Raw genomic sequence first — 19,696 nt, 5'->3', positions numbered from 1 at the left:
GTCTGACACCAGCTCCATATCCCTGCGGGGCGCCTCAGTGGGCACGCTCCTCGACCGTCCGCAAGGAGGTCCCCTGCTGGAACTGGACGCACTGGCCTACCAGAGGCTCACCCCGCTGCCTCCGCGCTCGACGACCCTTCGACTGTCCTGGCTCAGGGAAAACCTCGCAGGCCAATACCGCCCGCAGCCCTACGAGCAACTGGCAGCCTCCTACCGAGTCCTCGGCCACGACAGCGAAGCCCGGCGTGTGCTCCGGGCCGAACACCGTCACCACCGCACGACGCTGCCGTGGCCGACCAAGATCTGGGACTGGCTGCAAGACGTCGTCGCGGGTTACGGCTACCGCCCCGCCCTCGCGGGCGCTTGGCTGGCCGCTCGCCACCACTCTCGTTGCCGGCCTCACCCGCGTCCTGGGCCGGTCCTGACGCAGGTCCCGGCACATCATCCGGCGCCTCGACTGCCGGGCAGCCCTCTACGAGAACGGACAGCTCGTCAAAACAGCGCGGCCATGAGGTGCGACCCAGGCAACTACCGAGGCTGGATGTCCCTCACGGCCGTCTTCCCCGCGTCAAAGCAGGATCCGCCAGGCCTGATTCATATTGCCGAGGCAGGTCCACTGCTGGAGATGGGTTCCTTGCGGAGGGGGGTTGTTCACGTCCGGGTTGTGGGCGTCGAGGCACTTGTCGCTGTTCCAATTGCGAATCTGCCACTTGTTGTCTGCACGGCGCTCAAGATACCACCGCTGATTGGCGTTACCAGTGCAGCCATATTCAACGACCCTAGCCCCGTCATGAGTCCGGGCCCCCACCACGTCCAGGCACTTCCCGCTGCCTGCTGCCACAATCTCGAATCTATTGCGGTAGGCGCTCCCGTCCCGCGTGCGCTGCGTCCTGAACCAATATCGAGTGTGATTCGACCCTTGAGACGAAAGGATCACACTCGCCGCATCCCCGAATTTTCCCCCGGTGTCCACTGCGAGTCTGTGCTGACCATTTCCTTCACGTGTGTAGTCACTCTGAATCGAATAACGCTTGTCCCACACGAACGGGATCGGGACAAGGTTTCCCCAAATGGCACGGTCCGCCGTTGCCTGCCAGTAACTGGGTGCCCGTTCGGCATCCCGTTGCGCTTCATCCCGCTCAGCGGACGTGACGCAGACTTTGTCCCCGGGCACTGCCTCGCGGGGCATGTAACCCGACTTGCATCCGTTGCTGGTGCTCGCATCGCGTAGGAATTGGCCTTGAAAGTTTTCCCAGTTGACGTAGCTTTGCCGTGACGCCGCGAGGCAGACATGGTCGACGTGCGTGGTCAGCCGCCATTTGGCTCCCTCGACGCAGGTGTCGGGGACGCGCGCAGGGATGCGCGCAGGCCGACTACTGGCTGACGATGTCGAGCCTGCGGCATCGCCCCATGGTGCGACCGCAAGGGCAATGGCACCTACCAGGAGTACGGCATTCCTGACCGGGGACCGAAGGGTGAAGGCGTTCCTCTTCTGCTCATTTCCCGTCATGACTGTACCTGCTGTTGGCTTCCGCCCCATGAGGGCGGGTCATACTGGAAAGCGCGGCGCGCGGGGGGCCGTAAGGCTCTGCTCACATCTATGCGACCAAGCTTCTACAGTCGAAGCATATTTGCCGCGAGGATGCACCAGGGCGCCCGGCCGACGAAATCAGGCACGCAGTAGAGGTGGCCCTTCGCCTCGCCCGACAGTGCACCTGCGCGGGGGCACGTGGACCACCATTGGTGTGGGATTACCTGTTGGCACGGACCACTTCCAGAGTCTCACTCCATTTTGGGTTCGCAAGTCGGCATGGGAATCATTCGGAACCCATTCGGCTCACGTTTGCCGCCTGGATCGGCAAGCGCGGCGTGCCGTAGGCCGTGGGCGGGGTGCCCGGGGTGGGACGTCAGCGGTAGCCGGCCATCCAGACGGCCGCGTATTTCATTTCCCTGACCGCGGAGTCGAACGCCGGCCCGCGCAGGCCCTCCACTCGTGACGCCGTCTGGAGCGTGGGCGGCCTTCTTCGAGCCGGTGCCGCCCAGTCGGCCGTCCAGGGCGGAGGACAGGGTGTACTCGGTCCGCACTTCCCTGCCCAGCGTCATTTCCAGGAGCGAGGCGCCTGCACCTGTCACCTCGACCTCCTTGCAGAGTGAGCACCGCATGTCCTCGTACATGTGAACCGGCATCTGTCGCGGGTCTCCCACGACGATCGTGGTCCCGTCCGGTGCCAGGGCTTCCGGCAGCTCTTCGACGGCGGCGTACGGGTGGCGGCGTTCCCGCTGCGCGGCGTTCGTCTGGTCAGTGCCGGCTCGGAATACAGGGAAACCACGGGCACGGCGGCTCCACCGACAGGAAGAGCGGCGTCCGGCGGGCTCGACGGCCTGCTCGGCGCATCCGCTCCTCGCGCGACGGAGTGCGAGGTCATGTGTCGTCAGTTGACCTTGTCGTTCTCCTCATGGGGTGTGGCGGCGAGGGTGAAGGCGAGCAGGGCGGTGGCGGTGAAGTCGTCTGCGGATTCGACCGTTTGCCAGGCGCCGACGTGGTCCATGAAGCCGCCGCCGCGGCCGTCGAAGACGGTGAAGGGGTTGGTCTGTTCCTCCGGGCACTTTCGCATGGTGGGGAAGGAGTTGAGGTCCTTGAGTTTGGCGGAGGCGTTGGGGCCGTTGACGACGCCTCCGAGGAGGATGTCGCGTTCGCCGTTGAGGCTGCCGGCGAGGTTGGCGGCCTGGTGCTCGGGACAGTGCGGGAAGGTGGTGCCCGCGCCGATGACGAAGGAGGAGCCCCAGGCGTTGGCGCCCAAGGCCCAGTTCCGCTGCTGGGTGGCGAAGGCGTCGTAGTGGCTGTCGCCGGTCACGCGCTGGTACAGCTGGGCGGTGGCGGCCAGGCCGAAGGTGTGGGGCACGGAGTCGAAGTCGGTGTAGACGGCGCCGGCGCGGAACGGGTCGCGGGCCGCGCGGGTGCTGCCGTCGTCGAGCTGGCGCTTGAGGTCGGCGACGAGCTGTTCGCGGGTGACTTCGGCGCCGGCGGCGTTGCTGCCGAGGAGGTGGGCGAGGTCGGCGTGGGCGAGGGCGCTGACGTCGCCGAGCCCGAGGGTGCCGAGGCTGTCCGAGGTGACGTACTGCTTGGCCCAGTGTGCGGCCTGCTTGGTCCAGGCGGCGGCGCGGCCGTCACCGAGGGCTTGGCCGGCGAGGGCGAGCTGGGTGGCGCCGAATTCCATGTCGTCCTGCCAGGACGCCTCGGGGTAGAAGCCGTGAGGGAAGGCGGTGACCAGCTGGTCTTCCGGGTCGGTGTCTGCGAGTGCGTAGATGTGTGCGGCCTTCTCCAGTTCGTGGTGGGCCCGTTCGGGGTCGTCAGCGGCGTCGAGCTGGGCGGCCAGGGCGAAGGTGGCGGCGACGCGTCCGGCGAGGTTGGGGCTGATCGGCTTGCCGGGGGATGCCGCACGGAAGACCGGCCGGTGCTTGATCAGGTAGTCGGGGTCGCCGGGCTTGACGTCCAGGGCGTCGTCCGCCTCCGGTAGGCGCCACACGTCATGGTCGGAGCGGATCTTGCCGCTGCCGTCGTCGGAGTCTCCCTTGCCGAGCCCGACCTGGAGGTAGAGGGTGCGGGACTGGTCGTCCCACATCTTGTCCAGCCAGTCCAGCCCGTGGCGTGCCTCGGCCGCCAGTTCCTTCCCGCCGGCCGGAGTGGTGCGCTGCGCGAGCAGGAGACTCGCGGTGGAGTAGGAGGCGGTGTGGGTGAATTTGAGGAAGTCGCCGGCGTCGTTCCATCCGCCCTCGACGTCGACCGGGCCCGCGACGCGCTTGAGCGGAGCGGTCAGCACCGTCTCGTCGTCGGCGTATGCGGGCGTGTCGTAGACGGTGGCTTGGTGGTCGGCCAGGTGGGAGGGCTTGCGTCGCAGCTGCGTGGGTATGACGTTGGCGCCGTCGCGCTGGGCTTGGAAGAAGCGGACGTTGTCCTGGACGAGTCTGCCGAACAGTTCGTCCGCCGCGGCGATGCGGAACGTCGGGGAGGTGGCCGTGACCGGCCCGGAGACCTCGATCCGGTAGTCGCCCGGGTCCGTGAGAGGCGACAGGTCCAGGATGTGTACGGCCTTGTACCTGCTGTTCCAGCCGCCGGTGGACGTGCCGACCTTGCCCTTGAGGACCTGCTTCCCGTCCGCGTCGCGGACGGTGAAGGAAGCCTTGGAGGCGGAGACGGAGGTCATCAGGTAGGCCTGCTTGGTTTCGGCTGGGGCGTAGCCGACCTGGTCGACGCGCACCACCGCCCGCGGGCCTCCCGCCGAGTCGTCGGCATCGGCTCCCTGCGCGGATTGGATGCAGCCCGCCGCGAGGACGGTGGTGGCCAGGACGGCCGCGGTCATGCCGAGTGCGTGCTTGCGAATTCTTGCCATGCCCGCAGACTGTCAGCCGGTTCATGAGGCGATCATGAGGCGACCGATCGGTTCCCGCCCCGCCGGTCGCCCCGCGCCGGTGATCCTCTTTCCTCCGCCGCCCGGCTTCTCGAACAGCCACACTTCGGGCGTACCACCGCAACTGCCGCCACCCCCGGGTTGAAGAGCATTTCGACCTACTAGGCTCGCCCGTCATGCGCGTACTTGTCCTCGAAGACGACCCCGACCTCGGCCCCGTGATCACCACTGCCCTACGCGAGGCGGGGTTCGCCGTCGACTTCGCCGCCGACCTCGCCGGCGCGGACTTCAAACTCGCGGTCAACACCTACGATTGCCTGATCGCGGACCGTACCCTGCCCGACGGCGACGCCCTCACCCTCCTCGCCGCCCAGCGCAAGCAGGGCTCCACCCTCCCCGTCCTGCTCCTCACCGCCCTCGACGCCGTCACCGACCGCGTCGCCGGCTTCGAACATGGTGCCGACGACTATCTCGTCAAGCCGTTCGCCTTCGCCGAACTCACCGCACGCGTACGCACCCTGTGCCGCCGCGCGCAGCCCACACGCCTACCCCAGCTCCACGCGGGCGACCTCGAAATCGACCTGCCCCGCCGCCGTGTACGGCGCGCGGGCGTGCTGCTCACCCTCACCGCGAAAGAGTTCGCCGTCCTGGAGATCCTGATGCTGCGCGCCGGCGAGGTGGTCAGCCGCACCGACCTCATCGAACGCTGCTGGGACGAACACGCCGAACCGCTCTCCAACGTCGTCGACGTCCTCATAGGCCAGCTACGCCGCAAACTCGGGCCGCCCGAGATCATCTCGACCGTGCGCGGCGTCGGCTACCGGCTCGCCGATCCAGCTCACGCGCTGTGACGCCGCGCACCCCCGCGCTGGCGCGCCTGCAACGCGCCCGGTGGGCGACGACCCTGCTCTTCGCCGCGACCACGTCCCTATGCCTGCTGATCCTCGCCGTCCTGGCGGTGCGCATCGACGCCCAGTCCCGCGAGAGCGAACTCGACAACGGCGTCAGCCGCAGGGCCGACGGCCTCGCCCGCACCGTGTACTTCGACCGAGGCATCCTGCACCTTGACGCCCTGCGCGAGGACGACTTGGCGCTGAGCTCCGAGCGGCTCGCCGTCATCCAAGCACCCGAACCAGGCCGGCCCCAGATCCGCCACACCCCCGTCCCGCGCTCCGCCCTGCCGCATCAGGCCGACCTGGACGAGATCTGGCAACAGGTGCAACACGATCAGGAGACTGTCCTGGTCGCCACCGAGAGCGGCGGCCGGGAGACCCAGTGGGCCGCTGCCCCCGTCTGGGACGACGACCAGATCGCCGCCGCAGTGCTGGTCGGAGCCGACCCCACACAGAGCCAGGCCGCCCACGACCGGCTCATCCACTGGCTCGTCCTGAGCTGCGCGGCTCTGGTGGCGGCCGCATCCGCCATCGGGCACCTCCTGTCCGGGCAGGCGATGCGACCTGCGCTGCGGGGACTCGACCGGCAGGAACAATTCCTGGCCGAGGCCGCCCACGAGCTCCGCACCCCGCTGGCCACCCTGCGCCTGGTGGTGGAAGGCGGCAGCGCCTCGCCGAGCCGGGCACCTTCGGCCCTGGACGAGGCCGTCAGGCTGGTCGACCGCATGGGCCGCCTGGTCACCGGCCTGTTGGTCCGGGCCAGGGTCGAGGCCGGCACACACGAGGTCGAGATGACCCCACTGCGCCTCGACCAGCTCGTCGAACAGGCCGTTGCGGAACTCCCCGACAGCACCGGCGTCACGGCCGTCACCGAGGCCGTGGTGGTCTGCGGCGACCCCGACCTCCTCGCCCAGGCGGTCCGCAACCTGATCGAGAACGCCCTGCGGCACGGCGGCGGCACACCGGTCCACGTCCACGTCACCGACGGGCGCGTCGTCGTGCGGGACCACGGCCCCGGCGTACCGGCCAAGGACCGTGAACGGCTCTTCCGACGCCGCGTCACCGGGCCTGGCAGCACCGGCACCGGAACCGGCCTCGCCATCGTCAAATGGGTCGCCGACCTCCATGGCGGCACCGCCCACCTCGCCGCGGCGCCGGGCGGCGGCCTCCAGGCAGAACTCCACCTGCCACAGCCCGCCAGGGATGAGGAATCAGTACGCCATTCGCTCCCGCGTGAGGGTGCTCCGTGCTCCCGCACCCGACCTACCGGCACACGATGAAGACGACGGCCTCGGAGCGGAAGACCGCGCGTACCGCCTCGCACGCGGGCGCGCTCTCCGATCTGCGCAAGCACGGCCTCGCCGAGAACGGAGGCACCACCCGGGCGGGGGAGTCGCGTTGCGGAACCTGACCACCAAGGGTCTGGAGACCGCCTTCTACGAGTTCGAGCCCACCTCTCACTGAGAGATGGGCCCGACCGCGCGCGGCGCGGGCTCCAGCGGGGCCACCCCACATGGCCGTCAACGAGACCGTCACCGCCATGCTCCGCCCCAAGCCCGACCTGCCCGGCGGGGGTCACGAGCCGGCCCACTCCACCCCGAGCCCGGCGAGCGCTTCGAGCCGCACGGCATCCAGCCGGTGCGAGGCAGCCCCCGAACCTGGCCTTGGAGCCGTTGAGTGCGGAGTCCTGTCCTTGACTGGCACCTCGTATGCGGATGACGGGGGCGACGCGGCCGGGTCCTACAATCCGACGCCCGTCACGGCCGTGACCGGCAGCCAGGGCGAGGACTCTTACATCGCTGACACCAGCAACCACCGCCGACGGTGACCTACCCGCGGCCGGGGCCGCGCAGCATGCCCTGAGTCGACTTCGGCGGTACCTGGAGTGCCACCCCCTCGAACTTCGTGCACCTGGAGCCCGACGACACCGGCGGCGGCCAGGATATGGACGACATCCAGCTCTGGACCGCGAGCCCGAGGATCGTGGCCAGCCGGTCTCGCCACATCTGAAGAGCTTCGGGCATCTGTCGCGTCCAGTCGGTGACCTCGCCGACGATCAGGAGCGGATCCCTGCTGCGGTAGGAGCGGGTGGGATTGCCAGGGAACTTCTTGTCGGTGACGTTGGGGCCGTTCTCGAACTCCCCGGTCGGTTCGACGGCATACACTCGCGGGGTCCCTTCGCCGGAGGCGAGTTCGGCGGCGAGTCCCGCGCCATCGCGCAAAGCGGTGAAGTAGATGTGGTTCATCACGATGTCGGGCCGGTAGTTGGAACGGAAACCCGCGGTGAGGCGATCGCCGACCTGTAGCTCGGCTGTTGTGCCGGGGCCGTGATCACACCAGCGACAGCAAGATCACATACCGGGTCGGCGCCCGGTCCCGTGCGCGGCCTGCGACAGCCTGCGCGCTCTCCATACGGGCCAGGCCCCCGATCCCGGCGCGGCGACGCGCCGCCCGCGGCCGGGCCACACGGTGAGCGAGCGGCTCCGGGCCGGTCACATGGCACGCCGCTTCTCCTTTTCGTTCCACTCGCGGGTGTCGCGCGGCTCCACGTACGGCTCTTCCTGCTCGGGCAGTCCGCCGACGATGGCGCGTTCGCGGCTCATCTCGGCGTCGAATTCCAGGCCGAGGAGGATGGCGAGATTGCTGATCCACAGCCAGATCAGGAAGACGATCACGCCTGCGAGCGTGCCGTACGTCTTGTTGTACGAGCCGAAGTTGGCCGCGTAGAGGGCAAATCCGGCGGAGGCGGCCAACCAGATCACCAGCGCGAGGAAACTGCCTGGGGTGACCCAGCGGAAGCCGCGTCCCTTGGCGTTCGGAGCCGCCCAGTACAGCACGGCGATCATGACGGTGATCAGCAGTACCAGCACGGGCCATTTCGCGACCGACCACACGGTGACCGCCGTTTCGCCGAGCCCGAGGACGCCTCCCGCGCGGCGGGCGAGGCTGCCGGTGAAGACCACGATCAGGGCGCTGACCGTCGCCATGACCATCAGGGCGGCGGTGAGGGCCAGCCTCAGGGGCAGCACCTTCCACACCGGTCGGCCTTCGGGTATGTCGTAGACGGCGTTCGAGGAACGGATGAACGCCGCGACGTATCCGGAGGCGGACCACACCGCGGCGATCAGGCCGGCCACCGCCAGCACCGACCCGGTGCCCGGACCGCCCTGGAGCTGGCGGACCGCGCCCGAAACGACGTCACGCGCGGCGCCCGGGGCCAGCCGCTGGAGGTCGTCCAGGACGGATTGGGTGGTGGATGCGCCGGCCACGCCGAGCAGCGACACCAGCACCAGAAGGGCGGGGAAGAGGGACAGCACGCTGTAGTAGGTCAGTGCGGCGGCCCGATCGGCCAGCTCGTCGCCCTGGAACTCCTTCAGTGTCCGCTTCAGCACCGCTGACCAGGACTTCTTCGGGAGGTCCGTGGGGTCGTCGGGAGCCTCGTGCTCGACGTCGGGTTCGGGGCCGGGGCCGGGGCCGTGGGCGGGCTGCTCGGGGCCCGCTTCCGGGCCGGGCCTACGGCTGTCATCGCACATGTCCCTGTTCGAGGGAGCCGGGGTGTCCTCCATACCAGGCGAGTGTCCCGTCGAATCCTCCGCAAACGTGCCGGGCACTTCACCCACGAGTCGGAACTGCCGGCCGGGTCCACCCGCCGCGCGGCGCCCCGCTCCAGTGGCCGCGAGTCCGCGCCACAGGCCGACAGGAGACACAACCTGGTGAGGCCGACGAGGGCGTACCCGTCGGTCGGGAGCAGCACACGCAGCGGCGAGGACCTCGCCGGGAAACGTGTGCGCGGACTACAGCGGGCGACACGATCACCTCGCCCGGTCGGGTTCAGCCGCCGTGGCATCCGGGTCAACGCGGTCCGCCGACGCATCCCGTCGGCTTCTTCTGGTTCAGGATGTGGATTCTGCTGGTCGGCGGGCTCGGCCTGCGAGGCTGCCGCATCGAGCTGTCGTCACCACCGGGGTGTTCCGGCTCGGCACGGGGACGGCGTACCACGCGGTCTTCTGCGGAGGAACTGTCGGTGTCGGCCGGAGTGTGCGCCGGTTCACGCGGTGTCGTCTTCTCTTGTCGTTCGTCGGTGTGATGGGGCTGGTGATCATCCTGAGCGTGGCATCCGGCATGGCGCGGCACGAACGGCGCGTGTCCCTGCGGGTCCTGGTCATCGGGCCGGGGCGGGCCTCATGACCGCCGACGAGGCGGCTCTCCCCGGCCACCATCGAGCACGGCGTCTGTTCGGCCGGCTCGTCTGGACCGTGCTGCGTGTAGTGGTCTCGGTCGCCACGCTGGTGGCCCTGTATTACGTCGGGCCCCTGGACAACTCCTCGAAGAGTACCGCCGTCGCCATCCTGCTCTCAGGTCTCGCGGGGTTCGTCGTCCTGGTGGCCCTGCAGGTCCGGTCCATTCTCCGCTCCCGGTACCCGGCGCTGCGGGCCGTCGAGGCGGTGGCCGTCAGCATTCCGTTCTTCCTGTTGCTGTTCGCGGCCGCCTACGTCGCCATGGCCGCGCATTCTCCGGGCAGCTTCGGCACGCACCTTTCCCACACCAGTGGGCTCTACTTCTCCGTCACGGTGTTCACCACCGTCGGGTTCGGCGACATCACGGCCAAGTCCGGGGTGGCTCAGCTGCTGGTCACCGGGCAGATGCTTTTGGACCTGGCCGTCTTCGGCCTGGTCATCAAGACCATCGTGGATGCGGCTCACCGCGGACGGGAACGCATGAACACCACGCCGGGCGGGCCTCCCGGGGGCCGGGCGCGGTGAGCCGGATCGACGAAGACGCCCGGCCAGGGGCCCAACCTGCCTGACCGCAGCGGACACCGCCCCCGCCATCGTCCGGCTGGCACGGGTGGCGGACGACGGGACAGGCGCCGAGGACCGGGCCGATGATCACGTCGAAGACGAGGCCGGCGATGACCGCGTAGCCGATGAGACTCAGGACGCGCCGGCGGGCGGCCGCGGTCTCGGTGGGCTGCACGGCGAGGGTCGAGCCGAGGTAGCGGGCCACGAGCAGTACGAACACGGCGATACCGGGGACGACGCCGAGCGGGTCCTGTTCGGGCAGCTTGTTGGTAACTTTCAGGGCGAGTTGCCGGCCCTGTGCCTTGGCGGCTTCCTCGACGTAGGTCGTGACCATGATCGTGGCCATCACGAGGGCGATCAGCAGGCCCGTGATCACTGCGCGCCAGGACGGCGGCAGGGCCCCTGACCGGTGTCATGCTCTGCGGGCCCGGTAGGTCCTGCCGGCCGATCGAGGCGGCCCGCTGTCGGAGCGCGCGTTGGTCCGATCAGCCGGATGGCCGAGCCATTGGCACCAACCCGGCCCGCAACTCGTCGCGCTACCCGGGATGGCGTACGTCCACGTGCCGCCTCTGGCTGTGGACCCGACCACCCTCTCCGCAGGCACCAGGGGCAGGAATACCGAGCGAGCGCTCCGAGCGCCCGGTGCCAGCCGCCAGGTCAGCGCGGGGTGGTCTTCTGTGGCCGCCTTCGGAGGTTTCCCGGTCAGGGCCGGTGGTCGTGGCGTCTTCGCGACCGTCAGTGGTGGAACAGTCTCAGGCCGGTGCGTGCCAGCGTGATCCGGTGCTCACGGCAGGCTTCTTCGACCTCACCGGATCTGATGGATCCTCCCGGCTCCGCAATGTACTGAACGCCGTGACGGTGGGCGTGGTCGACGTTGTCGCGGAACGGCAGGGCACCGTCGGATACGAAAGTCACCTGGTCGAGACGTTGCATCCATTGAGCTCGTTCGTCGGCGGTGAGCTCTCGGGCCGGTGTGGAGAGTGCCTCCGTCAGACGCCTGGTCTCGTCCGGCGTGAGGTCGCCCTCGATGAAGCGGATCTGCCAGTTGATCCGGTCCTGGCGCCGAATGCCGGGCCGGAAGCGCAGTGCGCGGACGCCGGGGTGACGCCGCAGCCACCAGGTGTCGGTTTTCGCGCCGGCCAGACGGGTGCAGTCGACTCGGGACTGCTGGCCGGCGCCGATTCCCAGCGTCATGCCGTTCCGCAGGTAGCACACCGAATTGGACTGGGTGTAGCGCAGGACCGCCAGCCCCAGCACGAGGTCCGCCACGGCTGTGTCGGGGAGCGGATCACCCACGACCGGGTCGAGCAGTGTGGACGACAACTCCACCTCGTCCTGCTGCTGAGTCAGGCGCAGGCCGAAGACCTCACGCGCCTCCTGGTGCGGAGGCGTGAAAGCGTCGTCCGTCTCCATGACCAGGAAACGGCCGTTCTTCTTCTTGCTGAGCCGCTCGACGGTGCCGGGCGCGTAGCCGGGGGCGACGATGCCGTCGCAGACCATGCCGGTCAGCAGTTCGGCGAGTTCGTCGTCGACCGGATGGGAGACGGCGGCGAAGTCGCCGTAGGAGGATTTCGGGTCGGCGTCGCGGGCCCGCAAGTAGGCACTGGCGAGCGGGCCGACCTCCCCGTTGGCGACGCCGTAGAGCTCTGTGGTGACCTCGTCGATGGCCCCGGAGACAGCAGCACCCGCGGGTGAGACGTGTTTGAAGGAAGCGGCTGCCGGTTTGCCGAGCGCCCGGCCGGCCTCGCGGACGAGTTGCCATCCGTTCAGCGCGTCCAGCATGTTGATGAAGGACGGTTCTCCGTGCAGCAGTCGAACCGGCCACTTGCCGGGCGTCATTGGTGCGGCGTGCGCAGTCTTCTGTTGCGGATTGATCCCGTAGCGCAGTTTCACGTCATGGCCTCCTCAGCGGAACATCGCTGACGGAGACGCCCAGGCGGTCGACGCTCTCATCGGAACAGATACGGCCGCTCCCCGGTGGTCGTCCACCTGCGCCAGTCGCGGCCGAGCCCGACTCTACCGCCTCCGGCTGTCCAGCGAAATGCGCGCCCACGCACTTCAGGCGAAGCGGAAGGCGGCCTGATGAGCAGCGAATCCGACATCCGCAACTCCGTGACCCGCGGGGCGGGTCAGGAACCTGGCCCGCTTCTGACCGCGCACGCGCGCGGGCGTGGGCACCCCAGTGCCGCACCAGCACATTGGCGGCTGAGTCGCGGCGAATCACGCGGGTCCCGGGGTGTACACCCCGGGACCCCGCCAATCCCTGGAGGGGCGCGCCTACAGGTCCTCCCCGCTGCGGCGCAGGTCGGCGTACAGCCGCGCGGTCACTCCGGGCTCTGCCGGCACACGGCGGATGCTCGGCGTGGCCGGCGTGGCCCACCGCCGCCCGAGCTCGGCCGCCGTACGCCGGGAACGCCGCACCGAACTCCACGACGCCTTCGTCGCCCTCGCCGGCAGGCGCATCAGCTACCGCCGCCTCACGAGGGCTCGCCCGCGATCATGTTACGAGCTTCTAGACGAAGTTCTTGTCGATCAAAAGGTTCATGATGTCGGGGCGGTAGTTGGGGAAGTCCATGGCCACGACGCCGAAGCGGGCTCGCTGAGCCTTCCTGGGCTCCAGGTATGCGTAGACACTCGGGAAGATCTTCTGGGCCCCGATGGAAGGTTCGGGGATGGGCCCCTTGGCGGTGCTGGTGAAGTTGATGAACATCTGAGAAGTGGTCTGGTCAAACCACGCTGCGTCGAAGCAGGCGATGATCGCCTTCTTCTTCTCATCGTCCGGGACGTTGTAATCGTCCTGAATTTTGCAGTGCTTGTCCCACTTGAGGGTGGTCCAGTCGTGGCTGAAGTCGGTGAGGAGCACGACCTTGCCGCGACCTTGGCCCAGGGTGGGCCAGTCGGGGTTGGTCCAGAAAAGCGGACGGAAATGCATCGACGGATCATCCATGTACCAGTTGAAGCGGCGCCTGAATTCCTCTGCACCGAGCTCCTGGCCTCCCGATTTCTCATTCCTGAGGCGCATGATGATTACTTCCTTCGGGTTGTTCCGCAGGAAGTAGTCGCAGTCGTTGAGGACATCTTGGAACCGCTTGTTCATGTATACGTTGGCGTGATAGAGGCCCATCTCGTTCGAGGAGCCCTGCAATCCGTTCAGGCGGATGTCGAGAAAGCGGATGCCGTTGTTGAGCTGCGTCAGCAGGTCCCAGTCCTGGCATTTGGCGATGCTGATGCCGCTGTTGGCGCAGGAGTTGTGGGTTCCGGGGATCGTCAGCTTCGTGACGGGAAGGCTGTTGGAGAGTTGCCCCATCCAGGAACGGGCGGACCAGCTTGCGGCAGTTGCCGTACTCGGGAGGCCGAGCACGGTGGCAGCAGCCAGGCCACCGGCTCCGGCGGCCCACTTCAGGACGTCACGACGATTAGGGCTCATACATGTTCTCCGATTCAGGGTGGAAAATGGGGAAGAAGGCACTCTCATCGCCGATGGAGGCGCACGGGTTCTGCGGCTCACGGCTCCCGGAGCTGATGAATCAGCGAGGCCGGCAATGCGTTGCGGTCCCGGCCGATCAGTACGGCGGCCACGATTGGAATTCTCGACCGAATCACGCTGCGCAAAGCAGTGGATGGCCTCAGATGCCTACCGTAAACCGGGCCGCTAACGTTTTACTGCCGTCCGGCTAACGGTCTTGTTTGACCTGGTTTCGCCCATGACATGCCAACGGCAATGCGGGGTGGCAAACGCGGCGGCGGTTCACCACCGCCGCTGTCCCGCTGGTGCCGGCCGACGTCGTCGGCGAGCACCAGCCCGACCCCGCACCGAGCGCCGAACGTCAAAGTCTGATCGAGCGGTGGGCGCAGCGGCACGGCATCGACGCCGCCCGCCGGCTCGCCGAGGCCGAGGACCTGGCCGACGCGGTCGCCGCCGAGATCACCCCGGACAACACCCTCGACACCTACGCCAAGAGCCGGCTGGTGTGGACCCGGTTCTGCGCGGCCGCGGCGTGGTGCTCGCCCACGATGCGTACGGGCTCCGTGCGGTCGCGGTCGGCCCGCGTCCGTGCCTCGACCGCCGCCGGCGGCACGCCGAACGGCACCGCGGCCACCCAGCCGTGCTGCCCTGGGGCGCGGAGCTCGTGGAGGGCCGGGGTGGGCACCGCCGCCAACGTCATCGCGGCCTGCGACGTGGGGATGACCGCCCTTCACTACCGCCAGACCGAAGATCTCCAGGAGGCCCTGTCCGGTCTCCTCGCCACGGCGACCCCACGGGCACAGGGGCAGTGACCCGCCAGGCAATCGGACAGTTCGAATGCCCGACTCCGCCATGAGCCGTCCACCCGATCGAGACCATCGAGGCCCACCGCGCCTTCATCACCCGGCGCCTCGCCTCGCCGGCTCCGGGCGGTGGACGCCGGAGCCGTGCACCACTGCGCGGCATGGAACGCGCGATGGCCGGGCTCACCAGGTCAGGGTGACGAGCACGGTCCCTTCGGTGGTACGGACCGACACCTTGCCCGTGTCGCCGTAGACCTCGCGCCGCCAGTCGGCGAACAGCCGGGCCAGGCGGAGCGCGGCGTTGCGGCTGAGGGCGTCGTCGGTGAAGTAGGAGAAAAAGGTGATCCTCGCCTCGCCGACGGCGCTCACCTTCCGGACACGGGTCTCGCGTACGGACTGCTGGGAGACGGTGCCGTCGTCCGCCTTGGTGAGGTGCTGTCCGAGGTAGGCCTGGAAGTCCCGGGTCATGTCGAACCAGTCCGCAGGCCCGCAGGGGCCGCCCCCGTTGCCGATCTCCCCGTCGGTCGGCGGACCGGCGCCACCGTCGGCGGCCTCCTGGTCGGTGGGCGGGCCGGCGTACCCGCCGGTCTCCTCGTCCGTCGGCGGGCCGGCGTACCCGCCGGTCTCCTCGTCCGTCGGCGGGCCGGCGTACCCGCCGGTCGGGTCGTCAGTCGTCGTGTCGAGGCCGCAGTCGGCGGTCGGTGAGAGGGAGGGCACGGGTGCAGGTCCTGAGGCCCCTCCCGGTGCCGTGCTGCCGCACCCCGCCATCAGGGCGCAAAGGAACCCCGCCACCACCAAGCGCCCGGCTGCCGGAACGGTCTTCCCCGCCATGCACTTCCCCCCTCGGTCACTCATCAAGAGGGGATCCCACCGGTGCCGGTTCCCCCGTCCCGGGACTACCGTCGGGCCATGGGGGACGGGTGCCACACGAGAAGGCGCGAAGGCCGAAGGCGGGGCTGTCCTTCAGGCAGCGGGACGTCGGCTGGTTCTTGACTCGACCGCGCCGTCAGCGTCCCATGCCCCCGTCGTCCCCGTTCCCGGGGCCCGTTCGAGCCGGATACCGGCAGGGCAGAGCCGCCTGCGCCCGGATGGTCCCCGCCCAAGCGTTCCCGGCCGGAAGCCGTGGCGGACGGTGCCCACGCCGCCCTCGGCGCCGCCACCGGCGCCGGGGGCTGAAGGGATGGAGACCCGGTGTCCGGGCTGGTCAGCGCCTTGAAGTACCGTGCGCTGACCTCAGTGGAGAAGGGATGACGACCGTGAGACGAGCTCGGAGTCGGGCAGCGGCTGGAGCGCTGCTCGTTCTGGTCGCTGGATGCGGACCGATTTCGCACGCGTCGAAGACGACCGGGGGTGGGGCGGCGGAGCCGAAGAGCATGGCGCGTGAGGCGGCTCTCGACGCGGCCGAGCAGCAGCGGATCGAGCAGTACTGGATGGGCCACGGGATCGCAGGGATGGCGATGGCCGACCGGTCCGACGCCTTCGTGCAGCCGGAATGGGACAAGGGCGGTGTCGTCGCCCGCACCGTCGGCCGCATCTTCGTCACGGGCGGGGAGGACGCGGCCTGCACAGCGACGGTCGTCGGCACGAACACCGTCGTGACCGCGGCCCATTGCGTGCGCACGCCCCTGTCCGACGGATCCTCGCAGACCGCGACATGGGACAAGAACCTGTACTTCGTGCCCGGCTACCGGGACGGACAGAGCCCCCACGGCGGGTTCACCGTACGCAGGGTGCACATGGCCGAGGACTGGCAGGCCGACGGCAACGACGTGGCGATGCTGGAGATGAACCCCGCTGCGGACGGGCGGAGCATCTCGGCGGTGGTCGGAGCCCAGAGGATCGCCTTCGGCGCGAAACCAGGAAGCCCGGTCCACCAGTTCGGGTATCCCTACACGAGCCGGGTGCTCCATTGCGAAGGTCCCGGCACGCAGCCGCGGCGCGCGCCGCAGTTCTTCCGGATTCCGTGCCTCATGGGCGTCGGATCCAGCGGCGGCCCGTACATGGTCGACCTCGATCCGGCAGGTGTGGGGACCGTGGTCGCCGTGAACGTCAGCAGTGACGACGCCTACAGCTACGGCACGGCCCTGGGGCCCCTCGCCGGCAAGCTCTTCGCCCGGTCCGAACACCCGTGAAAGCGGGGCTCGACCGCTGGCGTCGGGTGATCGCGTCGCGATCGATCGCCATCGCGATGCCCTTGGTGCGCGAGTCCGCTTGTGTACGGGCCGTTGCCGACGGGCTTGGCCGGGCCGGTCGGCGTGGTCGGTGAAGAAGACCCTGGGCAGCAGGAGGAAGGTCTGGTGGCCGAGTGTCCGCGGCCAGGTGCCGTACATCTGCTTGAGGGCGACCGTGAGGTCGGGCTCCACGACTCATCCAGGGCCCGATGTCACCCCGCGAGGAGTCCCCACACACCTCCGGTTGGACTGATTGCGACCTCGCGCCCCGCTGCTTTCACCCTTGGGAGTCAGGCGTCGGTGGTGGGAGACAGCCGAGCTGTCCGGCCGGCAACGTCAAGCGACGAGCTCAGTGCTCCTGGGGGGCGATGGCCATGAGCAGCCGGACGTACGGGGACCAGCGGGCGCGTCGCGCCGGGTGCTCGGCACGGTCGAGGCTGTCCTCCAGCAGTGCGTCGTGCAGCCAGCGGTAGGCCAGCGGCCAGCTCAGCCGGGCGATTCCGGTGACCCGCATCGACAGGGTGTGCCGCAGCACCGTGCGCTCGTCGTCGACCGGCAGCACGGCGTACTCGTGGAAGCCGTGGAAGCCGCGAGGGCCGCTGAAGGCGAAGCGGATCCAGGTTCCCGGGACGTACGCGGCGACCGTGTAGCGGACCGGGCCGTGCCCGCCCGTCGCGCCCGCGGACAGCGGGCGGTCGAACTCCATGGGAGACCAGGTCCGGTGCGGCCAGAGTCGGTCGGCCGACCCGTCGGAGAGGGAGTCGAGGAGGGCGCCGACCTCGGCCGCCTTCATCGGGAGCAGGCGTTCGTGGACGTTGTGGACGGGCATGGCGAACTCCTTCAATTGGAGAGTGACCTCTAATTGAAATGGAGGGTACTCTCTGATTCATGCCGAGACCACCCCGCTTCGACGCCGACGAGCTCCTCGACGCCGCCGTCCTGCTGGCGGCAACCGGCGGCCCGGCCGCAGTCACCATGTCCGCCGTCGCCCAGGCCGTCGGCGCGCCCAGCGGATCCGTGTACCACCGCTTCCCGGGGCGCCCTGCGCTGCTCGCCGAGGTGTGGCTGCGTACCGTCGAGGGCTTCCAGGAGGGCTACCTCGCCGCGCTCGCCGGCGACCCCGACCCCCGCAGGGCCGCCCGCGCCGGCGCCCGGCACGTCGTGGCCTGGAGCCGGGCCCACCCGCGGGAGGCGGCGCTGCTCCTGTACGGCGCCGAGGAGTTCGGCCGGGCCGGCTGGCCCGAGGAGTACCGGGAACGCGCGGATCGGGGCAACGAGCGGGTGTTCGCCCGCCTCGGCTTGGTCGGCGAGGCCGTCGGTCTGACCGGGCCCCAGGGCCGGGACCGGATCGCCCTGGCCCTGATCGACCTGCCGCTCGGGGTGGTCCGCCGCCCCTTGCGGGCAGGCCTCCCGCTGCCCCCGCACGCCGAGGACCTTGCCGAGGAGTCCGCTGCGGCCCTGCTCGGCTGAAGGGTGTGGCAGAGGGCTGGGCCCGGTCAGGGTTGATGTGCCGCTGACCTGCTGTTCCACCCAGTGAGGGCGGGACGTCTTTGGACGCTTTGCTTTGAAGACCGCGTGCTACTGGTCGTCGCGTACCGGTGGACCGACCTGACGGCGCGGCAGCTCACGCTCTTGTCCGGCGTTTCGGAGCCCACGGGCGCCCGCGCTGTCGATGCCCTGGGGCCGCGTCTGGCATTGATCCAGGGGCAACGCTTCCGCAAGGGGCACCGTTGTCATCGTGGATGGCACGCTCGTGCCCACTCGCGATCACACCGCCGCCCAGTGATCCGAGGACCACCGCTACTCCACCAACCACCAGGTGGTCGTCGACGCGGACACCCGCCGGGTCGTCGTTGTCGGCCGGCGGCTGCCGGGAAACCGCAACGACTGCGAGGCCTGCGAGGCCTGGGAGGCCTGGGAGGAGTCGGGCGTCAAGGCCGCCGTCGGTGGCGCAGTCACTATCGCCGATGGCGGCTGTCCAGGGACCGGCCTCGTGATTCCTCACCGCTGTCGGCGTAACGGGCCTTGACCAGTTTCTGGTAGTCGCTGAGCGACGCCGACGCCTGGCCCGCCAAGGCCCTGCCGGGCCTCGTCGTTGAGTGGTTCGACGGTGGTGAGCTTGAGCTGGTACCAGCCGCGGATCTGTGGCTCGGTGAAGACCAGCATGCCCAGGGTGGGTTTGCCGGCGTACACGGCGTCGCTGTCGCCGTCGCGGATGGCCGCCAAGTGCCAGCCGCCGCCCTGGGTGGGGGCGAGCACGACGGTTGCGTTGCGGCCGGTGACGGTGGTGCTGAGCGAGGAGACCAACTGCGTCAGCTTGACCGCCTCGGTGGGCAGCGGCTTGGCGGTGCCCGCTACGAACCCGGGGGTGATCTCGTTCCGTGCCACCGGGTCCCTGATCGTGAAGACCGGGAGATCCTGGCACGGCTCGGCCGTTTCGGGGATCGTCTGCACCGGCCCGCCAGCACCGCCGACGGGCACCGGAGTGCGCAGGAAGCGGCAGACCGCGTTGCGTACATCGGTGGACTCCACCGCGTCGAGGGCGGCCTGATAGCCGGGGATGTCGGCCGGGAGAGGGTCCTTGGCCGGGACCGCATGGGCCGGACCGCCGACGGACAGCAGCGCGGATGCACTCAGTGCGATGACGATGGACAGGCCGGGAGAAGCGAGAGCCCGTCCGCTTGCTGGACATTTCGGTGTCGCGCATGTCGCCTGCCCTAGCGGGAGATGCCGATGCGGGAGTGCGTCCACTTGGACGAGCTTCGCTCACGTGGTCGTTGTAGTTCCACCACGTGTACATGGTGGTGTCCGGCCACGGATCGGCCACGGCGATCGTGTTGTTCGACCTGTCGAAGCCGGGGTCTGCTGGTCGGGATCGAGCTTGCGGACCAGCGTTGCGTACGAGATACCGAGCCGCCAGACGATTCCCTTCAACGCCTTCAACGGGCGAGGCTGCAAGGCCCTCCGGGCTGAGTACGGCCAGCTGCGGACCGGAGGGCCCTGATCGGCGCCTGTGCTGATCAGGGCCCTCCGTGCTGTCCGGTGGCTGGTGCGAGATTCGGACCTGCGTAGCTCGCGCGCCGCCGCCGAGGGGGCGATTTTTGGGGGCTTGGGCTTCGGACCGCGGGTGAGAGCACGAGCCGCGTACGGGG

At 69.2% G+C, this 19,696-nt stretch carries 17 protein-coding genes, 2 pseudogenes and 1 riboswitch; of the genes and pseudogenes, 8 read left to right on the top strand and 11 right to left on the bottom strand.

What is annotated here, in order from left to right; genetic code table 11:
* Window positions 1–568: 568 nt before the first annotated feature.
* Together ACZ5D2_RS15685 and ACZ5D2_RS15680 are read right to left on the bottom strand one after the other, a co-directional pair.
* Complete coding sequence (locus ACZ5D2_RS15685) at window positions 569–1,510, bottom strand: RICIN domain-containing protein (RefSeq protein ID WP_331738483.1); 942 nt, start codon at window positions 1,508–1,510, stop codon at window positions 569–571.
* A gap of 922 nt (window positions 1,511–2,432) precedes the next feature.
* Window positions 2,433–4,391, bottom strand: coding sequence for a glycoside hydrolase family 9 protein (locus tag ACZ5D2_RS15680; RefSeq protein WP_331738486.1), 1,959 nt, complete (start codon window positions 4,389–4,391; stop codon window positions 2,433–2,435).
* Between the two features lie 194 nt (window positions 4,392–4,585).
* Here ACZ5D2_RS15680 and ACZ5D2_RS15675 point away from each other — a divergent pair, with 194 nt between their 5' ends.
* From ACZ5D2_RS15675 to ACZ5D2_RS15665, 3 genes are read left to right on the top strand one after another with little or no spacing between them, the layout of a single operon-like run.
* Entirely contained in the window at window positions 4,586–5,260 is a 675-nt protein-coding gene (locus ACZ5D2_RS15675) for a response regulator transcription factor (protein WP_331738489.1), read from the top strand.
* On the top strand, window positions 5,257–6,582 hold the full coding sequence (locus ACZ5D2_RS15670; protein ID WP_468929607.1) for a sensor histidine kinase: 1,326 nt from the start codon (window positions 5,257–5,259) through the stop codon (window positions 6,580–6,582). Before ACZ5D2_RS15675 ends, ACZ5D2_RS15670 begins: the two co-directional genes overlap by 4 nt.
* Window positions 6,579–6,713, top strand: coding sequence for a hypothetical protein (locus tag ACZ5D2_RS15665; RefSeq protein ID WP_331738494.1), 135 nt, complete (start codon window positions 6,579–6,581; stop codon window positions 6,711–6,713). Before ACZ5D2_RS15670 ends, ACZ5D2_RS15665 begins: the two co-directional genes overlap by 4 nt.
* Before the next feature lie 568 nt (window positions 6,714–7,281).
* Here ACZ5D2_RS15665 and arr read toward each other — a convergent pair.
* Both arr and ACZ5D2_RS15655 read right to left on the bottom strand, forming a co-directional pair.
* Window positions 7,282–7,623, bottom strand: a pseudogene (gene arr, locus ACZ5D2_RS15660) (NAD(+)--rifampin ADP-ribosyltransferase); the annotation flags it as partial.
* A gap of 171 nt (window positions 7,624–7,794) precedes the next feature.
* Complete coding sequence (locus ACZ5D2_RS15655; protein WP_468929603.1) at window positions 7,795–8,868, bottom strand: YihY/virulence factor BrkB family protein; 1,074 nt, start codon at window positions 8,866–8,868, stop codon at window positions 7,795–7,797.
* Between the two features lie 618 nt (window positions 8,869–9,486).
* On the opposite strand from ACZ5D2_RS15655, the gene ACZ5D2_RS15650 reads away from it, so the two are divergent.
* Window positions 9,487–10,065 carry a potassium channel family protein gene (locus tag ACZ5D2_RS15650; protein WP_468929600.1) on the top strand — a complete coding sequence of 193 codons (579 nt, stop codon included), beginning with the start codon at window positions 9,487–9,489 and terminating at the stop codon, window positions 10,063–10,065.
* Here ACZ5D2_RS15650 and ACZ5D2_RS15645 read toward each other — a convergent pair.
* The 4 genes from ACZ5D2_RS15645 to ACZ5D2_RS15630 all read right to left on the bottom strand — a co-directional run bounded on the left by ACZ5D2_RS15645 (window position 9,980) and on the right by ACZ5D2_RS15630 (window position 13,531).
* Complete coding sequence (locus ACZ5D2_RS15645; protein ID WP_468929598.1) at window positions 9,980–10,480, bottom strand: hypothetical protein; 501 nt, start codon at window positions 10,478–10,480, stop codon at window positions 9,980–9,982. The two genes, ACZ5D2_RS15650 and ACZ5D2_RS15645, sit on opposite strands and share 86 nt — an antisense overlap.
* 359 nt (window positions 10,481–10,839) lie before the next feature.
* Window positions 10,840–11,997, bottom strand: a complete 1,158-nt coding sequence (locus ACZ5D2_RS15640) for a phosphoribosylaminoimidazolecarboxamide formyltransferase (RefSeq protein WP_331738506.1) — start codon at window positions 11,995–11,997, stop codon at window positions 10,840–10,842.
* A 30-nt stretch (window positions 11,998–12,027) separates the two neighbouring features.
* Window positions 12,028–12,116: riboswitch (ZMP/ZTP riboswitch) on the bottom strand.
* A 265-nt stretch (window positions 12,117–12,381) separates the two neighbouring features.
* Entirely contained in the window at window positions 12,382–12,567 is a 186-nt protein-coding gene (locus ACZ5D2_RS15635) for a DUF6207 family protein (protein ID WP_371681490.1), read from the bottom strand.
* A gap of 49 nt (window positions 12,568–12,616) precedes the next feature.
* Window positions 12,617–13,531 (bottom strand): phosphatidylinositol-specific phospholipase C, encoded by a 915-nt coding sequence (locus ACZ5D2_RS15630; protein WP_331738513.1) that lies wholly within the window; start codon window positions 13,529–13,531, stop codon window positions 12,617–12,619.
* Between the two features lie 344 nt (window positions 13,532–13,875).
* Between ACZ5D2_RS15630 and ACZ5D2_RS15625 the strand changes: the two genes are divergently transcribed.
* A complete protein-coding gene (locus tag ACZ5D2_RS15625) occupies window positions 13,876–14,382 on the top strand; it encodes a hypothetical protein (protein WP_468929594.1) in 507 nt (168 codons plus the stop codon).
* 174 nt (window positions 14,383–14,556) lie between these two features.
* On the opposite strand, the gene ACZ5D2_RS15620 is transcribed toward ACZ5D2_RS15625, so the two are convergent.
* Entirely contained in the window at window positions 14,557–15,090 is a 534-nt protein-coding gene (locus ACZ5D2_RS15620) for a hypothetical protein (protein WP_331738517.1), read from the bottom strand.
* 656 nt (window positions 15,091–15,746) lie between these two features.
* Between ACZ5D2_RS15620 and ACZ5D2_RS15615 the strand changes: the two genes are divergently transcribed.
* On the top strand, window positions 15,747–16,505 hold the full coding sequence (locus tag ACZ5D2_RS15615) for a trypsin-like serine peptidase (RefSeq protein ID WP_331738520.1): 759 nt from the start codon (window positions 15,747–15,749) through the stop codon (window positions 16,503–16,505).
* Between the two features lie 388 nt (window positions 16,506–16,893).
* Here the strand turns inward: ACZ5D2_RS15615 and ACZ5D2_RS15610 are convergent, their stop codons facing one another.
* Window positions 16,894–17,373, bottom strand: coding sequence for an SRPBCC family protein (locus ACZ5D2_RS15610; protein WP_331738522.1), 480 nt, complete (start codon window positions 17,371–17,373; stop codon window positions 16,894–16,896).
* 59 nt (window positions 17,374–17,432) lie between these two features.
* Between ACZ5D2_RS15610 and ACZ5D2_RS15605 the strand changes: the two genes are divergently transcribed.
* Both ACZ5D2_RS15605 and ACZ5D2_RS15600 read left to right on the top strand, forming a co-directional pair.
* Entirely contained in the window at window positions 17,433–18,014 is a 582-nt protein-coding gene (locus ACZ5D2_RS15605; protein ID WP_331738524.1) for a TetR/AcrR family transcriptional regulator, read from the top strand.
* A gap of 63 nt (window positions 18,015–18,077) precedes the next feature.
* Window positions 18,078–18,561, top strand: a pseudogene (locus tag ACZ5D2_RS15600) (transposase); the annotation flags it as partial.
* Here ACZ5D2_RS15600 and ACZ5D2_RS15595 read toward each other — a convergent pair.
* Window positions 18,546–19,295, bottom strand: a complete 750-nt coding sequence (locus ACZ5D2_RS15595; RefSeq protein WP_468929588.1) for a hypothetical protein — start codon at window positions 19,293–19,295, stop codon at window positions 18,546–18,548. The pseudogene ACZ5D2_RS15600 and the gene ACZ5D2_RS15595 sit on opposite strands and share 16 nt — an antisense overlap.
* Window positions 19,296–19,696 lie beyond the last annotated feature (401 nt).

Source organism: Streptomyces sp. NPDC031479 (assembly GCF_055581065.1).
This window is presented reverse-complemented; position numbering and strand designations above follow the sequence as displayed.

Excerpts from the sequence above, each read along its gene's own strand:
- ACZ5D2_RS15680 (WP_331738486.1), bottom strand. The coding sequence starts at position 4,391 with ATGGCAAGAATTCGCAAGCACGCACTCGGCATGACCGCGGCCGTCCTG.
- ACZ5D2_RS15650 (WP_468929600.1), top strand. The coding sequence starts at position 9,487 with ATGACCGCCGACGAGGCGGCTCTCCCCGGCCACCATCGAGCACGGCGT.
- ACZ5D2_RS15630 (WP_331738513.1), bottom strand. The coding sequence starts at position 13,531 with ATGAGCCCTAATCGTCGTGACGTCCTGAAGTGGGCCGCCGGAGCCGGT.
- ACZ5D2_RS15655 (WP_468929603.1), bottom strand. The coding sequence starts at position 8,868 with ATGGAGGACACCCCGGCTCCCTCGAACAGGGACATGTGCGATGACAGC.
- ACZ5D2_RS15675 (WP_331738489.1), top strand. The coding sequence starts at position 4,586 with ATGCGCGTACTTGTCCTCGAAGACGACCCCGACCTCGGCCCCGTGATC.
- ACZ5D2_RS15665 (WP_331738494.1), top strand. The coding sequence starts at position 6,579 with ATGAAGACGACGGCCTCGGAGCGGAAGACCGCGCGTACCGCCTCGCAC.
- ACZ5D2_RS15615 (WP_331738520.1), top strand. The coding sequence starts at position 15,747 with ATGGCGCGTGAGGCGGCTCTCGACGCGGCCGAGCAGCAGCGGATCGAG.
- ACZ5D2_RS15635 (WP_371681490.1), bottom strand. The coding sequence starts at position 12,567 with ATGCGCCTGCCGGCGAGGGCGACGAAGGCGTCGTGGAGTTCGGTGCGG.
- ACZ5D2_RS15685 (WP_331738483.1), bottom strand. The coding sequence starts at position 1,510 with ATGACGGGAAATGAGCAGAAGAGGAACGCCTTCACCCTTCGGTCCCCG.
- ACZ5D2_RS15610 (WP_331738522.1), bottom strand. The coding sequence starts at position 17,373 with ATGCCCGTCCACAACGTCCACGAACGCCTGCTCCCGATGAAGGCGGCC.
- ACZ5D2_RS15605 (WP_331738524.1), top strand. The coding sequence starts at position 17,433 with ATGCCGAGACCACCCCGCTTCGACGCCGACGAGCTCCTCGACGCCGCC.